Origin of the sequence: Streptomyces sp. UW30 (assembly GCF_008042075.1) — a bacterium.
GTDB lineage: Bacteria > Actinomycetota > Actinomycetes > Streptomycetales > Streptomycetaceae > Streptomyces.
In genome coordinates this window covers 349040-370281 of sequence record NZ_RDBN01000005.1, presented here as the reverse complement: position 1 = coordinate 370281, position 21242 = coordinate 349040, and the positions used below count along the sequence as shown (strand labels likewise).

General features: G+C 69.2%; 20 protein-coding genes and 1 pseudogene. 15 read left to right on the top strand and 6 right to left on the bottom strand.

All coding sequences use genetic code 11. The features are described from left to right. Nucleotides 1–16 precede the first annotated feature (16 nt). From EAO75_RS03345 to EAO75_RS03315, 7 genes are all read left to right on the top strand, one after another. On the top strand, nucleotides 17–427 hold the full coding sequence (locus EAO75_RS03345; protein WP_147993493.1) for a VOC family protein: 411 nt from the start codon (nucleotides 17–19) through the stop codon (nucleotides 425–427). A 39-nt stretch (nucleotides 428–466) separates the two neighbouring features. After that, on the top strand, nucleotides 467–841 hold the full coding sequence (locus EAO75_RS03340) for a DUF4186 domain-containing protein (protein ID WP_147993492.1): 375 nt from the start codon (nucleotides 467–469) through the stop codon (nucleotides 839–841). Between the two features lie 62 nt (nucleotides 842–903). Further along, a complete protein-coding gene (locus EAO75_RS03335; RefSeq protein ID WP_147993491.1) occupies nucleotides 904–1920 on the top strand; it encodes a methyltransferase in 1017 nt (338 codons plus the stop codon). 61 nt (nucleotides 1921–1981) lie between these two features. Further along, complete coding sequence (locus EAO75_RS03330) at nucleotides 1982–2458, top strand: DUF488 family protein (protein ID WP_261989135.1); 477 nt, start codon at nucleotides 1982–1984, stop codon at nucleotides 2456–2458. Further along, the gene (locus tag EAO75_RS03325) at nucleotides 2458–4131 is read left to right on the top strand and encodes an asparaginase domain-containing protein (protein ID WP_261989134.1); all 1674 of its coding nucleotides are present in this window, start codon (nucleotides 2458–2460) and stop codon (nucleotides 4129–4131) included. Before EAO75_RS03330 ends, EAO75_RS03325 begins: the two co-directional genes overlap by 1 nt. A gap of 56 nt (nucleotides 4132–4187) precedes the next feature. After that, nucleotides 4188–5018 carry a PhzF family phenazine biosynthesis isomerase gene (locus EAO75_RS03320; RefSeq protein WP_315986984.1) on the top strand — a complete coding sequence of 277 codons (831 nt, stop codon included), beginning with the start codon at nucleotides 4188–4190 and terminating at the stop codon, nucleotides 5016–5018. A gap of 128 nt (nucleotides 5019–5146) precedes the next feature. Next, nucleotides 5147–6496 carry a replication-associated recombination protein A gene (locus EAO75_RS03315; protein WP_147993488.1) on the top strand — a complete coding sequence of 450 codons (1350 nt, stop codon included), beginning with the start codon at nucleotides 5147–5149 and terminating at the stop codon, nucleotides 6494–6496. Between the two features lie 62 nt (nucleotides 6497–6558). Here the strand turns inward: EAO75_RS03315 and ychF are convergent, their stop codons facing one another. Continuing rightward, on the bottom strand, nucleotides 6559–7647 hold the full coding sequence (gene ychF / locus EAO75_RS03310; RefSeq protein ID WP_147993487.1) for a redox-regulated ATPase YchF: 1089 nt from the start codon (nucleotides 7645–7647) through the stop codon (nucleotides 6559–6561). A 586-nt stretch (nucleotides 7648–8233) separates the two neighbouring features. Here ychF and EAO75_RS03305 point away from each other — a divergent pair. Then, complete coding sequence (locus EAO75_RS03305; protein WP_315986983.1) at nucleotides 8234–8632, top strand: DUF6542 domain-containing protein; 399 nt, start codon at nucleotides 8234–8236, stop codon at nucleotides 8630–8632. Nucleotides 8633–8639: 7 nt separating this feature from the next. On the opposite strand, the gene ppgK is transcribed toward EAO75_RS03305, so the two are convergent. Both ppgK and EAO75_RS03295 read right to left on the bottom strand, forming a co-directional pair. Beyond that, nucleotides 8640–9389 carry a polyphosphate--glucose phosphotransferase gene (gene ppgK / locus EAO75_RS03300; RefSeq protein WP_147993486.1) on the bottom strand — a complete coding sequence of 250 codons (750 nt, stop codon included), beginning with the start codon at nucleotides 9387–9389 and terminating at the stop codon, nucleotides 8640–8642. Nucleotides 9390–9418: 29 nt separating this feature from the next. After that, entirely contained in the window at nucleotides 9419–10444 is a 1026-nt protein-coding gene (locus tag EAO75_RS03295) for a 4-hydroxy-3-methylbut-2-enyl diphosphate reductase (RefSeq protein ID WP_147993485.1), read from the bottom strand. A gap of 185 nt (nucleotides 10445–10629) precedes the next feature. Here EAO75_RS03295 and xseA point away from each other — a divergent pair, with 185 nt between their 5' ends. From xseA to EAO75_RS03280, 3 genes are all read left to right on the top strand, one after another. Further along, a complete protein-coding gene (gene xseA, locus EAO75_RS03290; RefSeq protein WP_147993484.1) occupies nucleotides 10630–11862 on the top strand; it encodes an exodeoxyribonuclease VII large subunit in 1233 nt (410 codons plus the stop codon). A gap of 9 nt (nucleotides 11863–11871) precedes the next feature. Then, on the top strand, nucleotides 11872–12114 hold the full coding sequence (locus tag EAO75_RS03285; protein ID WP_147993483.1) for an exodeoxyribonuclease VII small subunit: 243 nt from the start codon (nucleotides 11872–11874) through the stop codon (nucleotides 12112–12114). Between the two features lie 144 nt (nucleotides 12115–12258). Then, nucleotides 12259–12849 (top strand): malonic semialdehyde reductase, encoded by a 591-nt coding sequence (locus EAO75_RS03280; protein ID WP_147993482.1) that lies wholly within the window; start codon nucleotides 12259–12261, stop codon nucleotides 12847–12849. A 97-nt stretch (nucleotides 12850–12946) separates the two neighbouring features. Here EAO75_RS03280 and EAO75_RS03275 read toward each other — a convergent pair whose 3' ends face one another. Continuing rightward, on the bottom strand, nucleotides 12947–13468 hold the full coding sequence (locus EAO75_RS03275) for a DUF4245 domain-containing protein (protein ID WP_147993481.1): 522 nt from the start codon (nucleotides 13466–13468) through the stop codon (nucleotides 12947–12949). 127 nt (nucleotides 13469–13595) lie between these two features. Here EAO75_RS03275 and glpX point away from each other — a divergent pair, with 127 nt between their 5' ends. After that, complete coding sequence (gene glpX / locus EAO75_RS03270; protein WP_147993480.1) at nucleotides 13596–14633, top strand: class II fructose-bisphosphatase; 1038 nt, start codon at nucleotides 13596–13598, stop codon at nucleotides 14631–14633. Between the two features lie 145 nt (nucleotides 14634–14778). Here the strand turns inward: glpX and EAO75_RS03265 are convergent, their stop codons facing one another. Together EAO75_RS03265 and EAO75_RS48475 are read right to left on the bottom strand one after the other, a co-directional pair. Beyond that, nucleotides 14779–15156 carry a WhiB family transcriptional regulator gene (locus tag EAO75_RS03265; RefSeq protein ID WP_147993479.1) on the bottom strand — a complete coding sequence of 126 codons (378 nt, stop codon included), beginning with the start codon at nucleotides 15154–15156 and terminating at the stop codon, nucleotides 14779–14781. Nucleotides 15157–15329: 173 nt separating this feature from the next. After that, nucleotides 15330–16211: pseudogene (locus EAO75_RS48475) on the bottom strand (DUF1707 domain-containing protein). Nucleotides 16212–16381: 170 nt separating this feature from the next. Between EAO75_RS48475 and EAO75_RS03250 the strand changes: the two are divergent. The 3 genes from EAO75_RS03250 to EAO75_RS03235 all read left to right on the top strand — a co-directional run bounded on the left by EAO75_RS03250 (nucleotide 16382) and on the right by EAO75_RS03235 (nucleotide 21080). After that, complete coding sequence (locus tag EAO75_RS03250) at nucleotides 16382–18049, top strand: fumarate hydratase (protein WP_187284287.1); 1668 nt, start codon at nucleotides 16382–16384, stop codon at nucleotides 18047–18049. Nucleotides 18050–18926: 877 nt separating this feature from the next. Then, on the top strand, nucleotides 18927–20312 hold the full coding sequence (locus EAO75_RS03240; protein ID WP_147993476.1) for a class II fumarate hydratase: 1386 nt from the start codon (nucleotides 18927–18929) through the stop codon (nucleotides 20310–20312). 90 nt (nucleotides 20313–20402) lie between these two features. Further along, nucleotides 20403–21080, top strand: coding sequence for a DUF402 domain-containing protein (locus tag EAO75_RS03235; RefSeq protein ID WP_261989132.1), 678 nt, complete (start codon nucleotides 20403–20405; stop codon nucleotides 21078–21080). Nucleotides 21081–21242 lie beyond the last annotated feature (162 nt).

Here is a 21242-nt window from a genome sequence, read left to right as displayed (position 1 = left end):
CGCCAAGGAGCGTCAGATGGGATCTCAACTCAACCCGTACCTCGCCTTCAACGGGAACGCACGGCAGGCGATGGAGTTCTATCGGGACATCCTCGGCGGAAAGCTGGAGCTGGGCACGTACGCCGATTTCGGCTCGCCGGACGCGCCCAACGCCGACCAGGTCATGCACGCCGTGCTCGACACCCCGGACGGCTACCGGCTGATGGCGTGGGACGTCCGGAAGGAGGTGCCGTTCAACCCGGGCAACAACGTCGCGCTGTACCTCGGCGGCGACGACGCCAAGATCCGCGACTACTTCGAGAAGCTGTCGGCCGGCGGCATGGTGACGCTGCCTCTCGCGAAGCAGTCGTGGGGTGACGAGGCCGGCACGCTCGTGGACCGGTTCGGGATCACCTGGATGGTCAACATCACCCAGCGGCAGTCCTGATCGACCACGGGTCACTGCGTTCGAAGGCGCCCCGAACCGATGACGGACGAGTTGGACAACAGGTTGGAGCGGATCGGGCGGCACCCCTTCCGCGCGAAGTTCCGGCTGGTCGGAAGGGACCGCGCGGTGGTCGACCTGCGCGGGATCGTGACCGTCCGTAAGCATGCCGAGGATCTGATCGGTCGCAGGCTGGCCCCGGCCGAACCGCACAACGACGGCCGGCAGACGCCGTATCGAGGGCATCCCGTCTTCGTCGCCCAGCACGCCACCGCGACGTGCTGTCRCACGTGCCTCGCGCGCTGGCACGGCATCCCCGCCGGGCATGCGCTCGACGAAGCCGAGCGGGCCTACGTCGTGGAGGCGATCTGCCGGTGGATCGTGAAGCAGTACGCGCCCCACCACCCGCCGCCGTGACCAGGCCGACGCCCGCTCGGCGGCGGCCGGCGGGCTCGCCGTGACGGAACAAGGAGGTACGTGTGACAGTCGAAGTGCAGGCCACTCGAGACGTGGTCGACATAATCACCGGCGGGTGGCGGGCGCAGGCCCTCTACACCGCGGTCAAACTCGGCCTGCCGGACCACATAGAGGCCGGCCGGAACACCTGCGCCGAACTCGCCAAATCAACCGGGGCGAATGAACAGGGCATTCACCGCCTGATGCGCCTTCTGGTGGCGATGGGCGTGTTCGAGGGCAACGAGTCGACCGGTTACCGGAGCACGACGGTGAGCGCGGCGCTGCTCGACGGCCCGCAGTCCCTGCGCGACATGTGCCTGCTCTACGGCGAGGAGTTCTACTCCGCCTGGGGCCACGCCCACCACGCCATCAGCACGGCAAGCTCGGGTTTCGAAGTCGCCTACGGCCGGTCGTTCTACGACTACCTCAGTCAGGACGCGGCCACCGCCAGGCGATTCCAGCAGACCATGAACGCCGGAAGCATGTTCTTCCACCAGGTGCCCGAGGTCTTCGACTTCTCCGGCGGCAAGACGGTCGTGGACGTGGGCGGAGGGGGCGGGCACCTGCTCGCCACGATCCTCGGCGCCACACCGGATGCCGCAGGCACGCTCTTCGACCGCGAACACATGATGCCCAAGGCGCGTGAGCACCTGGCCGCCGCCGTCGGACTGGACCGCGTCCAACTGGTCGGGGGCGACATGTTCAAGGACGTCCCGACGGGCGGGGACGTCTACATCCTGTGCCGGGTGCTGGCCGGCTGGGACGACGAAGCGGTCGTCAAGGTCTTCGAGAACTGCCGCCGCGCCATGGCGGACTCCTCGTCGCGGCTGCTGATCCTCGATCGTTTCGTCGAGGACGTGGACTCCACCGTGCTGCCGGCTCTGTGGGATCTGCACCTGCTGATGACAACCGGCGGCGAGCACCGCACCGTTGACAGGGTCGAAGGGCTGCTGAACCGGGCCGGTCTGGACATTGCGCGGATCGCCGAATTGCCCATGGAAACGACCGCCCTGATCGCCGCGCCACGTCCCCGGAACTGAGTTGGCAGAACCTCGGGTGGAGCACGAGTAACAAGCAGACGGGAGATCTCCGGTGCCCAAGATGGCAACAATCGGCGTCTATGGCTTCGACGGCGAGTCTTTTCTGGAACGACTGCAACAGGCCGACGTGTCCCTGCTGCTCGACGTACGTGCGCGCCGCGGCGTCCGAGGACCCGAGTACGCCTGGGCGAACTCACGCCGGCTGCAGGCGGCCCTCGCCGATGCCGGGATCGCCTACGAGCACCACCGTGAACTCGCTCCGACAACCGAGTTGCGTCAGCTCCTGTACGCCGAGGATGACCGCCTCGGGGTCGGCAAGCGTTCACGCCGCGAGCTCGCCGGCGAGTACACCCCCCGCTACATCAGCGAGATCCTCGACAGCGCCGACCTCGCGCCGATCGTGTCGGCGCTGCCGGGCAGCGGGATCGCAGCGCTGTTCTGTGTGGAGCGCGACCCTGAGGCCTGCCACCGGTCGTTGGTCGCCCAGCGGCTGACCGAGCGGCACGGCGTCACCATCGAGCACCTGCGGCCGTCGTGATGGGTGACATTCTTCCGGGCGGCGGGCCGCGACCGCGGATAGCGGTGTTCGCCGGGCCGACGGCGACGATTCTGAACACACCGGACCTGATCACGTCGAACAAGGCACGCAGCCTCCACGGTCTCCCGCCACGCCCCTCTCAGTTCGACGTCCTACGCCCTCAGCGGCTCGCGGCACCTGTGACGGTGTACATCGAGGCGTTCAGCGCGCACCCACTCGAACGAGACGCGGCCCATTTGTACGCGCCCCCGGACGGCTGGCTCGACAAGGACGGCTCATTCCACAATGAGCAGCCCTTCGACGACTCCACACCGGTGTATGTCGTCGAACTTCACCCCGACGACGGTCCCTACCCCCTCCCCTACATGGCCAGGCAGGCGAACGGGTCCGCTTGGGAGGAAACCGCGACCACACCGTTCGCACCGCCGGGAGACGCTCGGCAGACGTTCTACCCCGATGCCCGCCGCCTCTACGAGGACATAGAGCGGTTCGGCCTCGCTGACCACGGCAGTCCCGTCGAGCTGGGGTCGATCGCCGACTTCGACTTCTTCCGCGCTGCTCCGTCGGGCGGATACACCGCGGACCCCGATTCCGAGCGCCACGGGCAGGACTTCTTTGTCTACTATCCCTACCACCTGCAGAGCGAACCCGGCCTGACGAACCTCGCCCAGGCGACCAACCAGGTCCAGGCCGTCCTCGCCACGGGCGAATACGCCGGCGCCCAATGGCTGGAGGGAAGTCCGACCGTCGACGAGACCCTGTACTGGCTCGGACTGATGGTCGATACGACGGTGCCACTCGTCGGACATGCCGCTCAACGCCGTCACCAGTCGTTGAGCGCCGACGGCGACCGCAATGTGGTGGACGGCGTCAAGTACATCGCGTCGGGCGTCGCCGTGAACGAACGGGGCGTAGACCGCGTCGGTGCCTGCGTGATCGTCGATGAACTCGTCTACACGGCCCGGGACGTGACCAAGGTCGACGCCCGGCCAGGGGGTTACGAGGTCACCGGCGGCCATGGGGGTGTCGTTGCCGACCTGGGTGGCTACGGTCCCCCTCAACTCACGTATCTCCCGGCCCGTAGGCACACACATTGCTCGGATCTGCGCCTCACCATGCTCCCCAAGCAGGTGACCGGCGTCGCCGGCACCTTGGACACGGGCGTGTCCCTGGTCGACGTCTCGACCAAGGACGCCGACGGACTCGTACCCACCGCCATGCCGGAAGTCACGATCACCAAGTACAGCCGGTATGCGGCATCGGGGACCGGCAGCGAGGGTCCGCCCGCCCCTGACGACGAGGTCGAGATCCTTGCCCGGATCAAAGCCAATCTCGCCGGGGCGCCACTGGCCGGTTTCGTATGTGAGGGCATGTCGCCGTTCGGGATGGCCGACCCGACGAGGAATGCGGCATTGAGCGTCGCCCTCTTCGCCGGGATGCCGGTGGTGCGCACCGGCCGCGGCAACACCGGAGGCATGGCGTACCGGACCGACCCGACGTTCATCTCGGGCAACAACCTCACGGCGACAAAAGCACGCCTGCTTCTCATGGCCGCGCTGCTCAAATTCGGTGCGCTGCCCCCTGCCGCCGATCCGTTCAACCCGACCTCCGACGAGCGTGCGGCCACGGAGCGCGCAGTCGCCCGATACCAGGCGCTGTTCGACACCCACTGACCCGATACCTGAACCGACTTCAAGAACGGGGACCCATGGGCACCTATGAGTACGCGGTGGCCGACGTCTTCACCGAAGTCCCGCTGGAAGGCAACCCGACCGCGGTCTTCGTGGATTCCGCCGGTATTTCCGCCGAGCGCATGCAGCAGATAGCCCAGGAGATGCACCTGTCGGAGACCGTTTTCGTCCTCCCCGCGGAAGACGATGGTGATGTGCGGGTCCGCATCTTCACCCCGGTGAACGAGTTGCCGTTCGCCGGGCATCCGACCCTGGGCACCGCCATTGTGCTCGGCGAGTCGCACAAGGCGGACACGATCCGGATGGAGACCGCCATGGGCACCGTGGCGTTCGACCTTGAGCGTGCCGACGACGGCCGGGCCGGCGCGGCTCGCATGTGGCAACCCGTCCCGACGTGGGAACTCTACGACCGCGCGGACGAGTTGCTCGCCGGCCTCGATCTGGCGGCGTCCGACTGCACCCTGCCGGTCGAGGTCTACCGCAACGGGCCGCGGCACGTGTTCGTCGGCCTGGACAGCGTGACTGCGCTCTCCGCTGTGGAGCCGGACCAGAGGATTCTCGCCAGGCTGCCCGACATGGCCGCCAACTGCTTTGCGGGATCGGGCTCGCGATGGAGGCTGCGGATGTTCTCGCCCGCCTATGGCGTGGTGGAGGACGCGGCCACCGGCTCGGCCGCGGGTTCCCTCGCGGTACACCTGGCCCGGCACGGTCTGATCCCGTTCGGGGAGTGGATCGAGATCCGCCAGGGTGTCGAGATCGGCCGTCCTTCGACGATGCGGGCCCGGGCGATGGGGACGCCGGAGCGGATCGAGTCGGTCCAGGTGGCGGGTTCCGCCGTCGTCGTCGCCCGGGGAACGCTGTACGCGTAGGTGTGACGGCGGACATAGGGTCCCTGCATGAACTACCAACCCACACAGGAAGGGCCACCGCGCGTGTCCAACACTCGCAGCCGACTCCGGCGCCTGGATGTGCTCCGTGGCGATGGCCGGGTGGAGGGATGACGACGGAGGAGCAGGGGCTGTTCGACCTGCCGACGTCCGACACCCCGCCCGCCGAGCCCGTGCGGGCCACCGCGCCGTTGGCGGTGCGGATGCGGCCGCGCACGCTCGACGAGGTGGTCGGCCAGGCGCACCTGCTGCGTCCCGGCGCGCCGCTGCGGCGGTTGGTGGAGGGCGGCGCCGCGGCGTCGGTGCTGCTCTACGGCCCGCCCGGCACCGGGAAGACCACGATTGCGCGCCTGCTCGCCACCGCCGACTCCCGGTACTTCGTCGCCCTCTCGGCGCTGTCCAGCGGAGTCAAGGAACTGCGCGACGTGATCAGCGACGCGCGCCGCCGCCAGGACCGCCAGAACCGGCAGACCGTGCTGTTCATCGACGAGGTGCACCGCTTCTCCAAGACCCAGCAGGACGCGTTGCTCGGGGCGGTCGAGGACAGGCTGGTGTTACTCGTCGCCGCCACCACGGAGAACCCGTCGTTCTCGGTGGTGTCGCCGCTGCTGTCGCGGCTGCTGGTGTTGCAGCTCCAGTCGCTGAGCGAGGACGAGCTCCGCGACCTGCTGCGGCGGGCGGTGACGGATCAGCGCGGCCTCGACGGTTCGGTCTCGCTGGCGCCCGAGGCCGAGGACGCCCTGGTGCGCCTTGCCGCCGGCGATGCCCGGAGCGCGCTCACCGCGCTGGAGGCGAGCGCCGACGGAGTGGCTCACACGGGCGGCACGGTGATCGACGTCCCGGCCGTGGAGCGGGCCATCGCCGAGGTCACTGTGCGCTACGACCGGCAGGGCGACCAGCACCACGACATCATCAGCGCCTTCATCAAGTCGATCCGCGGCTCGGACCCCGACGCCGCGCTGCACTACCTGGCCCGCATGCTCGTGGCCGGGGAGGACCCGCGCTTCGTCGCCCGGCGGCTGCTGGTGCACGCCAGCGAGGACGTCGGACTGGCCGACCCCACAGCGTTGCAGGCCGCCGTCGCCGCGGCGCAGACGGTCCAGCTGATCGGAATGCCCGAGGCCCGCCTCGCCCTGGCACAGGCCACCGTGCATCTGGCCCTGGCGCCGAAGTCGAACGCGGTGATCGTCGGAATCGACGAGGCCATGGCCGAGGTCCGAGCGGGCGCGGTAGGTGAAGTGCCGGCCCACCTCCGCTACAGCCGCTACGCAGGCGCCGCGGAGCTGAACAACGCGGTCGGCTACCGCTACCCCCACCGCACGTCCGAGGGAGTCCTGGAGCAGCAGTACCCCCCGGACGCACTGGTGGGCAAGGACTACTACCGCCCCACGCAACACGGCGGCGAACGCACCCTGCACGAACGCCTCACGAAGCTCCGCCGCACGGTCCGCGGCGAGTAGGGGTACCGACGCAGAACTCAGGGGCCCGACCCCGATGAGTCGAGCCCCTGGTTTGTCGACCGTCAGACGTTGAAGCGGAACTCCACCACATCCCCGTCCTGCATCACATACTCCTTGCCCTCCATCCGCGCCTTCCCCTTCGCGCGGGCCTCGGCCACCGAGCCGGTCTCCACCAGGTCGGAGAAGGAGATGACCTCCGCCTTGATGAAGCCCTTCTGGAAGTCGGTGTGGATGACGCCGGCCGCCTCGGGGGCGGTGGCGCCCTTCTTGATGGTCCAGGCTCGGGATTCCTTGGGGCCGGCCGTGAGGTAGGTCTGCAGGCCGAGGGTGTTGAAGCCGACGCGGGCGAGGGTGGTGAGGCCGGGCTCCTCAGCGCCGACCGACTCCAGCAGCTCCATCGCGTCCGCCTCGTCGAGCTCGGCGAGGTCCGCCTCCAGCTTGGCGTTCAGGAAGATCGCCTCGGCGGGGGCGACCAGGGCCCGCTGCTCGTTCTTGAAGTCCTCGTCGGTCAGTTCGTCCTCGTCGACGTTGAAGACGTAGAGGAAGGGCTTGGTGGTGAGGAGGTGCAGGTCGTGGAGGAGTTCCTCGTTGCCCGAGCCCTGGACGATGCCCTGCGAGAAGAGGGTGTCGCCCTTCTCCAGGATCTCCTTCGCCGCCTCGACCGCCGCGACCTTCGGCGCGATGTCCTTCTTGATCCGCGACTCCTTCTGGAGCCGGGGCAGGACCTTCTCGATGGTCTGGAGGTCGGCGAGGATCAGCTCGGTGTTGATCGTCTCGATGTCGTCCTTGGGCGAGACCTTGCCGTCGACGTGCACGACGTTCTCGTCCTTGAAGGCGCGGATGACCTGGCAGATCGCGTCGGACTCGCGGATGTTCGCGAGGAACTTGTTGCCCAGGCCCTCACCCTCGGAGGCGCCCTTCACGATGCCCGCGATGTCGACGAAGTCGACGGTCGCCGGGAGGATGCGCTGGGAGGAGAAGATCTCGGCCAGTTTCGTCAGCCGGGCGTCCGGGACACCCACCACGCCCACGTTGGGCTCGATCGTGGCGAACGGGTAGTTGGCCGCGAGCACGTCGTTCTTGGTCAGGGCGTTGAACAGGGTCGACTTGCCGACATTCGGCAGACCGACGATTCCGATCGTGAGCGACACGTTGCGACTTCCCGTACGTGAGAGGACTTCTGGGGCTGGGCTGGGGCCCGGTCCTTCTTCGATCGTCGATGCAGATGCACGGGCCGATCCACCAGTCTACGGCGTACCGGGCCCCGCCCCGGCGCCCCGTCGAACACCTGGCCAACGTCCGTCCCCGGGCGTGTCTGAGGGCCGATTCGCCACATAAACCGACCTAGGTTGGTCCAGTGAGGCAAGACAGGGCGTGACCTGCCCGGTACGGGGCGGGGGCCGGTCCGCGCGAGGTGTGGGCCGCTCGACGCCGGGCGAGGGCGGATTTCCGCCGGACGGGGACAGTGTGGAGCGGGGCGAGAGGCGTACGGGGCGCGGCGAGGGCAGTTTCCTGCGTGAGGGGAACAGTGCAGGCGCCAGGAGCAACGAGAGCGGCGGGAGTGGTTCGCGACGGTCATCCGGCTGGTCCGCCCGCGCCGCACAGGCCCGGGCATCCCGAGGCATGGCCCCCGGTGGGCCCGCCCGCTCCACGCGTCCCGGCCCGCAGCGCCGGCCGCGCTCGGAGCAGGCGGCAGCGGCGGTACGGCGACCGCTGCCGACCCCCGCGCCACAGCCCGTGAGCCGGTTTCCCAACCCCAGGCTCACCGGACTGGGCAGCGGCCTGTTCTGCGGGGCCGTGATGCTGCTGCTCGGCTACCTCGACTCGCTGCTGTTCGACTCGCTCGCGCTGTACAGCGTGCTGTTCCTGCCGGTGTGCGCGCTGACCGCCCTCTGGGTGCGCGACGGCGATCTGCTGACCGCGCCGGTGGTCGTGCCGATCGCCTTCGCCGTGGGGCTGCTTCCGGTGGCCGCGGACGGCGGGGGAATCAGCGGTCACCTGATGGGGCTGGTGACCGGCCTCGCCACGGAGGCCGGGTGGCTGTACGGGGGGACGCTGATCGCCGGTCTCCTGGTGATCGCCAGGAGAGTGCGCCTGGTGGCCCGGAGGGCGGCCGCCCGCCGTCGGCAGGGGTGAGCGGTGGCTAGCCGTCTCTCTCCGCCGCGTGCATCGCGGCACCGACGATCCCCGCGTTGTTCTGGAGCTCGGCCGGGACGATCTCGGCCTTGATGCCCTCGATGTAGTGCAGGAACTTCTGGGACTTGCGGCTCACCCCGCCGCCGATGATGAACAGCTCCGGGGAGAACAGCATCTCGACATGGGCGAGGTACTTGCGGACGCGGTGCGCCCAGTGCTCCCAGCTCAGCTCCTCGTCGTCCTTGGCCTTGCTGGAGGCGCGCTTCTCGGCGTCGTGGCCGTGCAGCTCCAGGTGGCCCAGCTCGGTGTTGGGGACCAGACGTCCGTCGATGAACAGGGCGCTGCCGATACCCGTGCCGAAGGTGAGGAGGATCACGGTGCCGCGGCGGCCGCGCCCCGCGCCGAAGTGCATCTCGGCGACGCCGGCCGCGTCCGCGTCGTTGACCACCGTCACCGGGTGGCCGCCGAGGCGGTCGCTGAACAGCGTGCGCGCGTCCGTGTCGATCCAGCTCTTGTCGACGTTCGCCGCCGTGCGGATCGTGGAGCCGTCGGTCACGACGCCGGGGAAGGTGAGCCCGACCGGGCCCGTCCAGCCGTAGTGCTCGACGACCTGCTTCACGCCGTCGGCGACTCCGTCAGGGGTGGCCGGGTGCGGAGTGAGCACCTTGAAGCGCTCCTCCGCGAGCTCGCCCCTGTCCAGATCGACCGGAGCGCCCTTGATCCCGGATCCACCGATGTCCAAGCCGAAGATCTGCATGGCCCTACGTTACGACGGACGACTGACGGTCACTCCCCGGAGTCACCGGAGTCAGCGGCCCCCGTGCGCCCGGCGATCAGCGACGCCGCCTCCTCGCGCAGGTCACGGCGCAGTTCCTTCGGCAGCGAGAAGGTGATCGACTCCTCGGCCGCCTTGACGAGCTCGACGTCGCCGTAGCCGCGCTGGGTGAGCCACTCCAGGACCTCCTCGACCAGCACCTCCGGCACGGAGGCGCCGGAAGTGACGCCGACCGTGGTCACGCCCTCCAGCCAGGCCTCGTCGATCTCGCTGGCGAAGTCCACGAGGTAGGCCTCGCGCGAGCCGGCCAGCTTGGCGACCTCGACCAGCCGCTTGGAGTTGGAGGAGTTGCGCGAGCCGACCACGATGACCAGCTCGGCCTCGGCGCCCATCTGCTTCACCGCGAGCTGGCGGTTCTGCGTGGCGTAGCAGATGTCGTCGCTGGGCGGGGAGATGAGCTGCGGGAACTTGTCCTTCAGGGCGTCGACGGTCTCCATGGTCTCGTCGACGGAGAGGGTGGTCTGGGAGAGCCAGACCACCTTCGACTCGTCGCGGACCTCGACCTTGGCGACGTCGCCCGGGCCGTCGACGAGCTGGATGTGGTCGGGGGCCTCACCGGACGTACCGATGACCTCTTCGTGGCCCTCGTGCCCGATCAGGAGGATGTCGTAGTCCTCGTTCGCGAACCGGACGGCTTCCTTGTGGACCTTGGTGACCAGCGGGCAGGTGGCGTCGATGGTGGCGAGTCGGCCGCGCTCGGCCTCTTCGTGGACGACGGGGGCGACGCCGTGCGCGGAGAACATCACGATGTTCCCCGGCGGCACCTCCTCCGTCCGCTCGACGAAGATGGCGCCCTTCTTCTCCAGGGTCTGCACGACGTACTTGTTGTGGACGATCTCGTGCCGGACGTAGACCGGAGCGCCGTACTGCTCCAGGGCTTTCTCGACGGCGATCACGGCGCGGTCCACACCCGCGCAGTAGCCACGGGGGGCGGCGAGCAGGACACGGCGGCCAGGCGAAGCAGTCATGCGTCCCATCGTAAGGGTGCGTTCGGGGCATCGAAGATCGCGTGGGTGACGGGTTGGTGCGGAGACTGACGGCGGGCTGTGAGGGGTGGGCAACGGCACTGCTGGTGAGGCACCGACGCAGACGTGGGTCGAAGCCCGTGCCGAGCCCCGGTCGGCTGGGCCGTGTTGTCGGTCGTGGCCGTTACGCTCGCGGCATGGCTGTGAACACGACCCCGGAGTCCCCCCTGCCCGTCGGCGAGGTGTCGCGGCTCATCGGGGGGTGGATCGATCGGCTCGGGGCGGTGTGGGTCGAGGGACAGATCACCCAGTTGTCGCGCCGGCCCGGGGCCGGCGTGGTGTTTCTGACGTTGCGGGATCCCTCGTACGACATCTCCGTCAGCGTGACGGCGTACCGGCAGGTCTTCGACGCCGTCGCCGATGTCGTGAGCGAGGGCGCCCGGGTCGTCGTGCTCGCCAAGCCCGAGTGGTACGCCCCGCGCGGGCAGCTCTCCCTGCGGGCCACCGAGATAAAGCCCGTCGGCGTCGGCGAGTTGCTCGCCCGGCTGGAGATGCTGAAGAAGGCCCTCGCCGCCGAGGGGCTGTTCGCGCCGGAGCGGAAGAAGGCGCTGCCCTTTCTGCCTCAGCTCATCGGGCTCGTCTGCGGCCGTGCCTCCGCCGCCGAGCGGGACGTCCTGGAGAACGCGCGGCACCGCTGGCCCGCCGTCCGCTTCGAGGTACGCAATGTCGCCGTGCAGGGCGTGCACGCCGTGCCGCAGGTCGTGCAGGCCGTCAAGGAGCTCGACGACATCGACGACGTGGATGTGATCATCGTCGCCCGAGGCGGCGGAAGCGTCGAGGATCTGCTGCCCTTCTCCGACGAGCAGCTCGTGCGTGCCGTCGCCTCGTGTCGTACGCCGGTCGTGTCCGCCATCGGGCACGAGCCCGACAACCCCCTCCTCGACCACGTCGCCGACCTGCGCGCCTCCACCCCGACCGACGCCGCCAAGAAGGTCGTACCGGATGTGGGCGAGGAGTACGAGCGCGTGCGGATGCTGCGCGACCGGGCCCGGCGCTCCGTCCAGGCGCTCGTCGAGCGCGAGGAGCGCGGGCTCGCGCACGCCCTGGCGCGGCCCTCGATAGAGGATCCGCACCGGATGATCGACGAGCGCGCCGATCACGTGGCCTCCCTCCTCGACCGTGGCCGCCGCTGCCTCGGTCACCTCCTCGACCGTGCCGAGTCCGAGCTGACGCACACGCACGCGCGCGTGGTGGCCCTCTCCCCCGCCGCGACCCTGAAGCGGGGGTACGCGGTGCTGCAGCGGGCCGACGGGCATGTGGTCCGCGACCCGGGCGAGGTGAGCGCTGACGAGGCGCTGCGGGCGCGGGTCGCCGAGGGGGAGTTCTCCGTACGAGTCGACGCGGAAGTCGACGCACGAGCCGATGCATAGGGTGGGCGAATGACCAGCAAGGTGGATGAAGCGCTCGGCTACGAGCAGGCCCGGGACGAGCTGATCGAGGTCGTCCGGCGGCTGGAGGCGGGCGGTACGACGCTGGAGGAGTCCCTCGCGCTCTGGGAGCGGGGCGAGGAGCTGGCCAAGGTGTGCCGGCGCTGGCTGGACGGGGCGCGGGCGCGCCTGGACGCGGCCCTCGCCGAGGAGGCCGAGGCTGGGTCCGCCGAGGACGGCGGGGACGAGTCGTAGGGAATCAAGCCTGGTGAGGCTGTGAAGCGGATCACCACACCCCGCTTTTCGTTGAACCTTGAACTTCTCTCGCGTACCGTCGGAGACGACAACCGGTCCCCGGTCCGTTTACGACGCACCACGCACTTTCGAGAAGGTTCACGCATGTCTCTCGTTCTTGACCCCACCGCCCAGGACCTGCTCTTCCGCGAGGCCCGCACCGCGAACACGTTCACCGACGAGCCGGTGACCGAGGAGCAGATCCAGGCGATATACGACCTGGTCAAGTACGGCCCCACCGCCTTCAACCAGACCCCGCTGCGCATCACCCTGGTCCGCTCCGCCGAGGCCCGTGAGCGCCTCGTGCCGCACATGTCCGAGGGCAACCAGGCCAAGACCGCCGCCGCCCCGCTGGTCGCGATCCTCTCCGCGGACAACGAGTTCCACGAGGAGCTGCCGACCCTGTTCCCGGCGTTCCCGCAGGCGAAGGACGTCTTCTTCAGCGAGCGCCCGGCCCGCGAGAACGCCGCCGGGATGAACGCCGCCCTGCAGGCCGCGTACTTCATCGTCGGCGTCCGCGCCGCCGGGCTGGCCGCCGGCCCGATGACCGGCTTCGACTTCGAGGGCGTCCGCAAGGAGTTCCTGGACGACGACCACACCCCGCTGATGGTCGTCAACATCGGCAAGCCGGGCCCCGACGCCTGGTACCCGCGCTCCCCGCGCCTTGCGTACGACGAGGTCGTCACCACGGTCTGAGCCCGTCGGGCCGACCCCACGACCGCACATGACGAAGGCCCCCGGCGCTGCAGCCGGGGGCCTTCGTCGTGCTCGGGTGCTCACCGCGCCCGCACGGTCACTTCGCCTTCAGGGCCTTCGCCATCTGCGTCAGCTGCTCGAACGACCCCGTGCCCGCCACCACGGTCGTCGCGCCCTTCTCCTGGTGCACCAGCGCGTCGTAGCGACCGCCCGTGTACCGCGTCCAGGTCCGGTCGCCGATCTCCTCGGTGACCTTGGTCGCCCGCCCGCCCTGCGTGGCCTTCTCCAGGAACGTCGCCGGCTTCTCGGCGGACTGCTCGACCTGCACGTAGTCCCCGTCGGCGGTGTGGAAGCCGAGATGCCAGGCGTCGAAGTCGGCGCCCTTGAAGCGCACGGACGTCGCCTTCCAGGTGTCGGCCAGGCCCTGGGGCGCGACCACCGGGTAGGACGCCGCGCGACGGGCTGTGAGCAGCTCGACGCGGTAGTCGATCCGCGGGAGGTCGGGAGCCTTGTCGTCATGGGGGACGAAGACATAGATGACCCCCGCCGCGAGCACGGTCACTCCGAGCGAGAGGACCATGTTGCGGACCGTTTTCTGCTTACCGTTCGAACCTGCCACGCGCCCTATCGTCGCAGGTGCCCCGCCCGCTCATCCGTGGGGCCCCCTGCTCATTGTGTGCGCCCGAGGATAGAGTCAGGGACGTCACCCTCATCCGGCCGTCGTCGTATCAGAAAGGTGCGTGTCGATGACCGAGAATCATCATCATCTGCCGTCCGAGCTCGAAGTGCCCAGCGAAGCCCCTGACCGCAACCTCGCCCTGGAGCTGGTCCGTGTGACCGAGGCCGCGGCGATGGCCGCGGGCCGCTGGGTGGGCCGCGGCGACAAGAACGGCGCCGACGGTGCCGCGGTGCGCGCCATGCGGACCCTCGTCCACACCGTGTCGATGAACGGCGTCGTCGTCATCGGTGAGGGCGAGAAGGACGAGGCGCCCATGCTCTTCAACGGGGAGCGGGTCGGCGACGGAACCGGGGCCGAGGTCGACATCGCCGTCGACCCGATCGACGGGACCACGCTGACCGCGAAGGGCATGCCCAACGCGATCTCCGTGCTCGCCGCGGCGGACCGGGGGTCCATGTTCGACCCGTCCGCCGTCTTCTACATGGACAAGCTGGTCACCGGCCCCGAGGCCGCCGACTTCGTCGACATCGACGCGCCCGTGTCCGTGAACATCCGCCGGGTCGCCAAGGCCAAGCGGTCCACGCCCGAGGACGTCACGGTCGTCATCCTCGACCGGCCCCGGCACGAGGGCATCATCAAGGAGATCCGGGACGCCGGCGCGCGCATCAAGCTGATCTCCGACGGCGATGTCGCCGGGTCGATCTACGCGCTGCGCGAGGGCACCGGCGTCGACATGCTGCTCGGCATCGGCGGTACGCCCGAGGGGATCATCTCGGCCTGCGCCGTGAAGTGCCTCGGCGGCACCATCCAGGGCAAGCTGTGGCCGAAGGACGACGAGGAGCGGCAGCGGGCGATCGACGCCGGGCACGATCTGGACCGGGTGCTGATGACCGATGACCTGGTGTCCGGGGACAACGTGTTCTTCGTCGCGACCGGGATCACCGACGGTGAGTTGCTGCGGGGTGTGCGGTACCGGTCGCAGAACGCGACGACCGACTCGATCGTGATGCGGTCGAAGTCGGGGACGGTGCGGCGGATCGACTCCGAGCACCGGCTGAGCAAGCTGCGGGCCTACAGCGCGATCGACTTCGACAGGGCGAAGTGAACTAGCGCCTGACAGCTGGGGGCCGGTGGATCGTCGGCGACTGCGGGTCCGTTGCGGCCTGTCGCGCGGTTCCCCGAGCCCCTTGCGGAAATACGCAGCCAACAGGGCGCCCCCGGTGCGGAGGGGGCGCCCTGTTTGTTGCTTCTCAGCCCGCCTGCGCTATCCGGTTCGTCGCCCTCGCCGCCTTCTTCAGCTCCATGTCGCGGCGGCGGCGCCGGGCCAGGACCACGCGGCGCTCCGCCGCGGTGAGGCCGCCCCAGACGCCGTACGGCTCGGGCTGGAGGAGCGCGTGTTCGCGGCACTCGACCATGACGGGACAGCGGGCGCAGACCCGCTTGGCCGCCTCCTCACGGGAGAGGCGGGCCGCTGTGGGTTCTTTGGAAGGGGCGAAGAACAGGCCGGCCTCGTCGCGGCGGCACACGGCTTCTGTGTGCCATGGGGCGTCTTGGTCCCTGTCTCGCACTGGCACCCGCTGGGCCGGAACGGCAGCTACCTGCAGGGACGAATGCGGCGGTTGCAGCACGGTCTACTCCTGACGACGGCTTCGCGAGCGAGAGACGATGCAGCAAGGTCTACCCGCTGTGCGCGCGCCTATGCAGTGAGTTCCGAACCGCTGGATTTCGGGGAGTCCTGCGCACCGCTGTGCGGCCCTCCAACGGCCCGGAAGCCGGAGTCGGGGGGTCCGATTCACAACCGTCAACGATCCAGATGTTTGCGCAAACCCTTGTCGACCTTGCGCTGAACCCGGTCGAGAATGTCCGCGACGAGCTTGCCCCGTTTCGGCCTGCCCTCGATGTTGCCCAGCACGGCCCAGCCGTCGACATGGACGACCGGCGCCTCGGGGTCCTCCGCGTCGAGGTGGTCCACCTCGAAGTTGCCGAGCACTCCGCCGCCGGTGCCGCGCAGCGAGACGTTCTCCGGGACGCGGACCTCGACATTGCCGAAGACCGAGATCGCCCGGATCACGACCTGCTGGTACTCGAACAGCGCCTCGCTGAGGTCTATCTCCACGCTGCCGAAGATCGCGTACGCGTGGATGCGGCGGCCCGCGCGCCAGCGGCCTTTGCGGACGGCGCTGCTGAAGACCGCCACCACGTTGTCGTCGGGCTCGGCCGGGATCAGATCACGGGTGACGGCGGCGGTGGCGGCGATGTGGATCGAGGAGGGGAAGACGTCGTTGGAGGACTGCGAGGCGTTCACGTGATCATTGGGGTGGACGTCCCGCCCGAGCCGCTCGGTCGCGAGGGTGGCGATGACTGACCTCCCATGGGGAGCAGATCGGTGTACGCGAACTCAGGCATGGCGCCCATTCCTCACTCGACAGACAGCGCGGCTGACCTCCATTGGCAGCGTCCACCAGCGTAGAACCTGCCACTGACGGCGAGCTTGTGAGGTAAGGCTCAGTTCGMCGRCCGTCTTGGCCGCCAGGGCACCCTCGACCCGCTCGGCGTGCTCGTCGGCGGTGACGCGCCCTTCGGCCAGGGCGTCGCGCAGGATGTCGGCGATCCGATCCCGATCGGCGTCGGAGGCCCGGAGCTCGGTGGCGGCAGCGGGTGCGGTCTGCTTCTGAAGGTCCACGAACGCAGCGTACCCAAACACGATAGATCGCGATAGCCCCCGTCAGGATCATTCGACGGCCGTCGAACTGAGCCTTACCTCACAAGCTCGCCGTCAGTGGCAGGTTCTACGCTGGTGGACGCTGCCAATGGAGGTCAGCCGCGCTGTCTGTCGAGTGAGGAATGGGCGCCATGCCTGAGTTCGCGTACACCGATCTGCTCCCCATGGGAGAGGACACCACCCCGTACCGGCTGGTGACCTCCGAGGGTGTCTCCACCTTCGAGGCCGACGGGCGGACGTTCCTCAAGGTGGAGCCGGAGGCGCTGCGCAAGCTGGCCGAGGAGGCCATCCACGACATCCAGCACTATCTGCGCCCGGCCCACCTGGCGCAGCTGCGGCGGATCATCGACGACCCCGAGGCGTCGAGCAACGACAAGTTCGTGGCGCTGGACCTGCTGAAGAACGCGAACATCGCGGCCGCCGGCGTGCTCCCCATGTGCCAGGACACCGGTACGGCGATCGTCATGGGCAAGCGCGGGCAGAACGTGCTCACCGAGGGCGGCGACGAGGCGGCCCTCAGCAAGGGCATCTACGACGCCTACCTGAACCTCAACCTGCGGTACTCGCAGATGGCTCCGCTCACCATGTGGGAGGAGAAGAACACCGGCTCCAACCTCCCCGCGCAGATCGAGCTGTACGCCGCGGACGGCGGCGCCTACAAGTTCCTGTTCATGGCGAAGGGCGGCGGCTCCGCCAACAAGTCGTTCCTCTACCAGGAGACGAAGGCCGTCCTGAACGAGGCCTCCATGATGAAGTTCCTGGAGGAGAAGATCCGTTCGCTGGGCACGGCCGCCTGCCCGCCGTACCACCTGGCGATCGTCGTGGGCGGTACGTCCGCCGAGTACGCGCTGAAGACCGCCAAGTACGCCTCCGCGCACTACCTGGACGAGATTCCGGCCGAGGGCTCGCCGCTCGGGCACGGGTTCCGGGACAAGGAGCTGGAGGAGAAGGTCTTCGAGCTGACGCAGAAGATCGGGATCGGCGCGCAGTTCGGCGGCAAGTACTTCTGCCATGACGTGCGGGTGGTGCGGCTGCCTCGGCACGGCGCCTCGTGCCCCGTCGCCATCGCCGTGTCCTGCTCGGCCGACCGGCAGGCCGTCGCGAAGATCACCGCCGAGGGCGTCTTCCTGGAGCAGTTGGAGACCGACCCGGCGCGGTTCCTTCCGGAGACGACGGACGAGCACCTCGAGGCCGACGGTGACGTCGTCAAGATCGACCTGAACCAGCCGATGGACGAGATCCTGGCCGAGCTGACCAAGTACCCCGTGAAGACCCGGCTTTCGCTGAGCGGGCCGTTGGTCGTGGCGCGTGACATCGCGCACGCCAAGATCAAGGAGCGGCTGGACGCGGGTGAGGAGATGCCGCAGTACCTGAAGGATCACCCGGTGTACTACGCCGGTCCGGCGAAGACGCCGGAGGGTTACGCGTCGGGTTCCTTCGGTCCGACGACGGCCGGTCGTATGGACTCCTACGTCGAGCAGTTCCAGGCCGCCGGTGGCTCCAAGGTCATGCTCGCCAAGGGCAATCGCAGTAAGCAGGTCACGGACGCGTGCGACGCGCACGGCGGGTTCTACCTGGGCTCCATCGGTGGGCCGGCGGCCCGGCTCGCCCAGGACTGCATCAAGAAGGTCGAGGTCGTCGAGTACGAGGAGCTCGGCATGGAGGCCGTCTGGAAGATCGAGGTCGAGGACTTCCCGGCGTTCATCGTGGTCGATGACAAGGGCAACGACTTCTTCCAGGATCCGGCGCCTGCGCCGACGTTCACGTCGATTCCGGTGCGGGGGCCTGGGCTGGCGTAGTACCTGCGGTGCGGCGGGGAGGGGTCGCCCCCGCCGCCCCTACCCGTCCCATCCCCAAGGGGCTCCGCCCCCTGGACCCCCGTCGGCCCTGAACGGGCCTTGTCCTCAAGCTCCCCCAAGCTCTTCGAGCAGGGGGACCCCCCAGACGGGCTGGGGTGCGCGTGAGGCCTTCTTGGTGACGGTGCGACCGAGGTGGCCACCGTGCTCGGCGCGATGTCCAGGTCGGCCGCGCACTCGGCGTCGGACAGGTCGTGGACATAGCGCAGCACCACGACCGTCCGCATCCACATGGGCAGTTGCTGCAGCGCACGCACCAACTGGTCCCTGCTGTCGGCCTGTCCGTACTCGTCGCCGGGAGCGGCCCGGCCGGGGCCGTCCGCCTGCGGCACCGTACGGCGGAAGCGGCGCCGGCGGTCGTCGGCCAGGCTCACCATGCTCCGCCGTACGTAGGCGTCCAGGGCGTCCTCGGCCGAGATCATGCGCCACTTGCGGCAGGCCCGCTCCAGGGTCTCCTGGACCAGGTTCTCGGCCGCGTCGCGGTTACCCGTCAGGACGAGGGCGCCCCGGAACAGCGCGGCCGACCGACCGAGCGGGGACGAAACCGTGGAAGTCCCTCGGTCGCGTCGCGGCGGCCCGTCAGGACGAGGGCGCCCCGGAACAGCGCGGCCGACCGAGCGGGGACGAAACCGTGGATGTCCGTCTCCACACGCCTCCTCCCTTCCTGTCAGCCCGTCCTCCACGCGGTCGTCGCCCGATCTGCTGCATGAGCCGGGTGAGACCCCGGTCACAGCGGCCGATCGGCATCCGGGCCGGAGACACCGCCACACGGGCGGCCCAAGCGCGGAACATCCCCGCCGCCCCGATCGCTGATACAGGCATGAGCGAATACCGCATCGAGCACGACTCCATGGGCGAGGTACGCGTCCCGGCCGAAGCCAAGTGGCGGGCGCAGACCCAGCGGGCCGTCGAGAACTTCCCCATCTCCGGCCAGCGCATCGAGCGGGCCCACATCGAGGCCCTCGCCCGGATCAAGGGCGCCGCCGCCAAGGTGAACGCGGGACTCGGGGTGCTCGACAAGGACATCGCCGAGGCCATCGAGGACGCGGCCGCCGAAGTCGCCGGGGGCCAGTGGGACGAGCACTTCCCGGTCGACGTCTTCCAGACCGGGTCCGGGACCTCGTCCAACATGAACACCAACGAGGTCATCGCCACCCTCGCGACCGAGCGGCTCGGGCGGGACGTCCACCCCAATGATCACGTGAACGCCTCGCAGTCCTCCAACGACGTCTTCCCCTCCTCGATCCACATCGCCGCCACCGCCGCCGTCACCCGTGATCTGATCCCGGCGCTGGAGCACCTCGCCTCGGCCCTGGAGCGCAAGGCCGAGGAGTTCGCCGACGTCGTGAAGTCGGGGCGGACCCATCTCATGGACGCCACGCCCGTGACGCTGGGCCAGGAGTTCGGCGGGTACGCCGCCCAGGTGCGGTACGGAGTCGAGCGGCTCCAGGCCTCCCTCCCCCGCCTCGCCGAACTCCCCCTCGGCGGCACGGCGGTGGGCACCGGCATCAACACGCCCCCCGGCTTCTCCGCCGCCGTCATCGAGGAAGTCGCCCGCGCCACGGGGCTGCCGCTCACCGAGGCACGCGACCACTTCGAGGCGCAGGGCGCGCGGGACGGCATCGTCGAGACCAGCGGACAGCTGCGGACCATCGCGGTCGGACTGACGAAGATCGCGAACGACCTGCGGTGGATGTCGTCCGGGCCGCGCACCGGGCTCGCCGAGATCAGCCTCCCCGACCTCCAGCCGGGGTCCTCGATCATGCCCGGCAAGGTCAACCCGGTCATCCCGGAGGCCGTGCTGATGGTCGCCGCGCAGGTGGTCGGCAACGACGCCACGGTGGCCACCGCCGGCGCCGCCGGCAACTTCGAGCTGAACGTGATGCTTCCGGTGATCGCGAAGAACGTACTGGAGTCGATCCGGCTGCTCGCGAACGCCTCCCGGCTGCTCGCCGACCGCACCGTCGASGGCMTCGTCGCCCACCGCGAACGGGCCCGGGAGTACGCCGAGTCGTCACCCTCCGTGGTCACACCGCTCAACAAGTACATCGGGTACGAGGAGGCCGCCAAGGTCGCCAAGAAGGCGCTGGCGGAGCGCAGGACGATTCGCCAAGTCGTCCTGGAGGGCGGGTACGTGGAGCGTGGCGACCTCACGCTCCAGCAGTTGGACGAGGCCCTCGACGTCCTGCGGATGACACGGCCGTAACCGATGATCACGGCCGCGTGAACCGTGACGGGCGCCGCAGCGTCGTATGCCTGTGGCACCTAATATCTGTTCATGGCAGACGGTGGAGCGATGACGACGCAAGTGGAAGCGGGCGGATCGACGGAGTTCTGGGCGCCCGGGACACAGATCCTGTGGCGGTACCGGGAGAACGCCGGCCGTCGCTTCCACATCGCGCGTCCCGTCACCGTCGTACGCGACGACGAGGAGGTCCTCGCCGTCTGGCTCGCTCCGGGCACGGAGTGTGTGAAACCGGTGCTCGCCGACGGGACGTCGGTGCACCAGGAGCCCCTGGAGACCCGGTACACCAAGCCGCGTTCCGTGCAGCGCGACCGGTGGTTCGGGACGGGTGTGCTGAAGCTCGCGCGGCCCCGTGAGCCGTGGTCGGTGTGGTTGTTCTGGGATCCCGGATGGCGGTTCAAGAACTGGTACGTGAATCTTGAGGAGCCGCTGGCCCGTTGGGCGGGCGGAGTGGACTCCGAGGACCACTTCCTCGACATCTCCGTGCATCCGGACCGCAGTTGGCACTGGCGGGACGAGGACGAGTTCGCGCAGGCCCAGCGGGACGGGCTGGTGGACGAGGAGCTGGCCGCGCGGGTGCGCCGGGCGGGCCACGACGCGGTGGACGTGATCCGCGCCTGGGGGCCGCCGTTCGCCGACGGCTGGCAGAACTGGCGCCCGGATCCCTCCTGGGCTGTACCTTCTTTGCCTGAGGACTGGGATCGCACGCCCGCGCACATGTCCTCATGAGACCCTTGATGCGCCCCCGGGCAACAAACGTAGGATCGTCCTCCGCAAGGGCGCACAAGGGCAACTACCGGAGTGCGCGCCGGGCTTGACCGATCGTCACCGAGGGGCGGCAGGACGTGAGCGAGGGTTACCAGGGCGACGCCGGGACGGGCAGACGCTCCA

Coding starts and splice junctions, on each gene's coding strand:
- EAO75_RS03345 (WP_147993493.1), top strand. CDS start 17: ATGGGATCTCAACTCAACCCGTACCTCGCCTTCAACGGGAACGCACGG.
- EAO75_RS03330 (WP_261989135.1), top strand. CDS start 1,982: ATGGCAACAATCGGCGTCTATGGCTTCGACGGCGAGTCTTTTCTGGAA.
- EAO75_RS03325 (WP_261989134.1), top strand. CDS start 2,458: ATGGGTGACATTCTTCCGGGCGGCGGGCCGCGACCGCGGATAGCGGTG.
- EAO75_RS03315 (WP_147993488.1), top strand. CDS start 5,147: ATGACGACGGAGGAGCAGGGGCTGTTCGACCTGCCGACGTCCGACACC.
- ppgK (WP_147993486.1), bottom strand. CDS start 9,389: ATGCAGATCTTCGGCTTGGACATCGGTGGATCCGGGATCAAGGGCGCT.
- EAO75_RS03295 (WP_147993485.1), bottom strand. CDS start 10,444: ATGGGACGCATGACTGCTTCGCCTGGCCGCCGTGTCCTGCTCGCCGCC.
- xseA (WP_147993484.1), top strand. CDS start 10,630: ATGGCTGTGAACACGACCCCGGAGTCCCCCCTGCCCGTCGGCGAGGTG.
- EAO75_RS03285 (WP_147993483.1), top strand. CDS start 11,872: ATGACCAGCAAGGTGGATGAAGCGCTCGGCTACGAGCAGGCCCGGGAC.
- EAO75_RS03280 (WP_147993482.1), top strand. CDS start 12,259: ATGTCTCTCGTTCTTGACCCCACCGCCCAGGACCTGCTCTTCCGCGAG.
- glpX (WP_147993480.1), top strand. CDS start 13,596: ATGACCGAGAATCATCATCATCTGCCGTCCGAGCTCGAAGTGCCCAGC.
- EAO75_RS03250 (WP_187284287.1), top strand. CDS start 16,382: ATGCCTGAGTTCGCGTACACCGATCTGCTCCCCATGGGAGAGGACACC.
- EAO75_RS03235 (WP_261989132.1), top strand. CDS start 20,403: ATGACGACGCAAGTGGAAGCGGGCGGATCGACGGAGTTCTGGGCGCCC.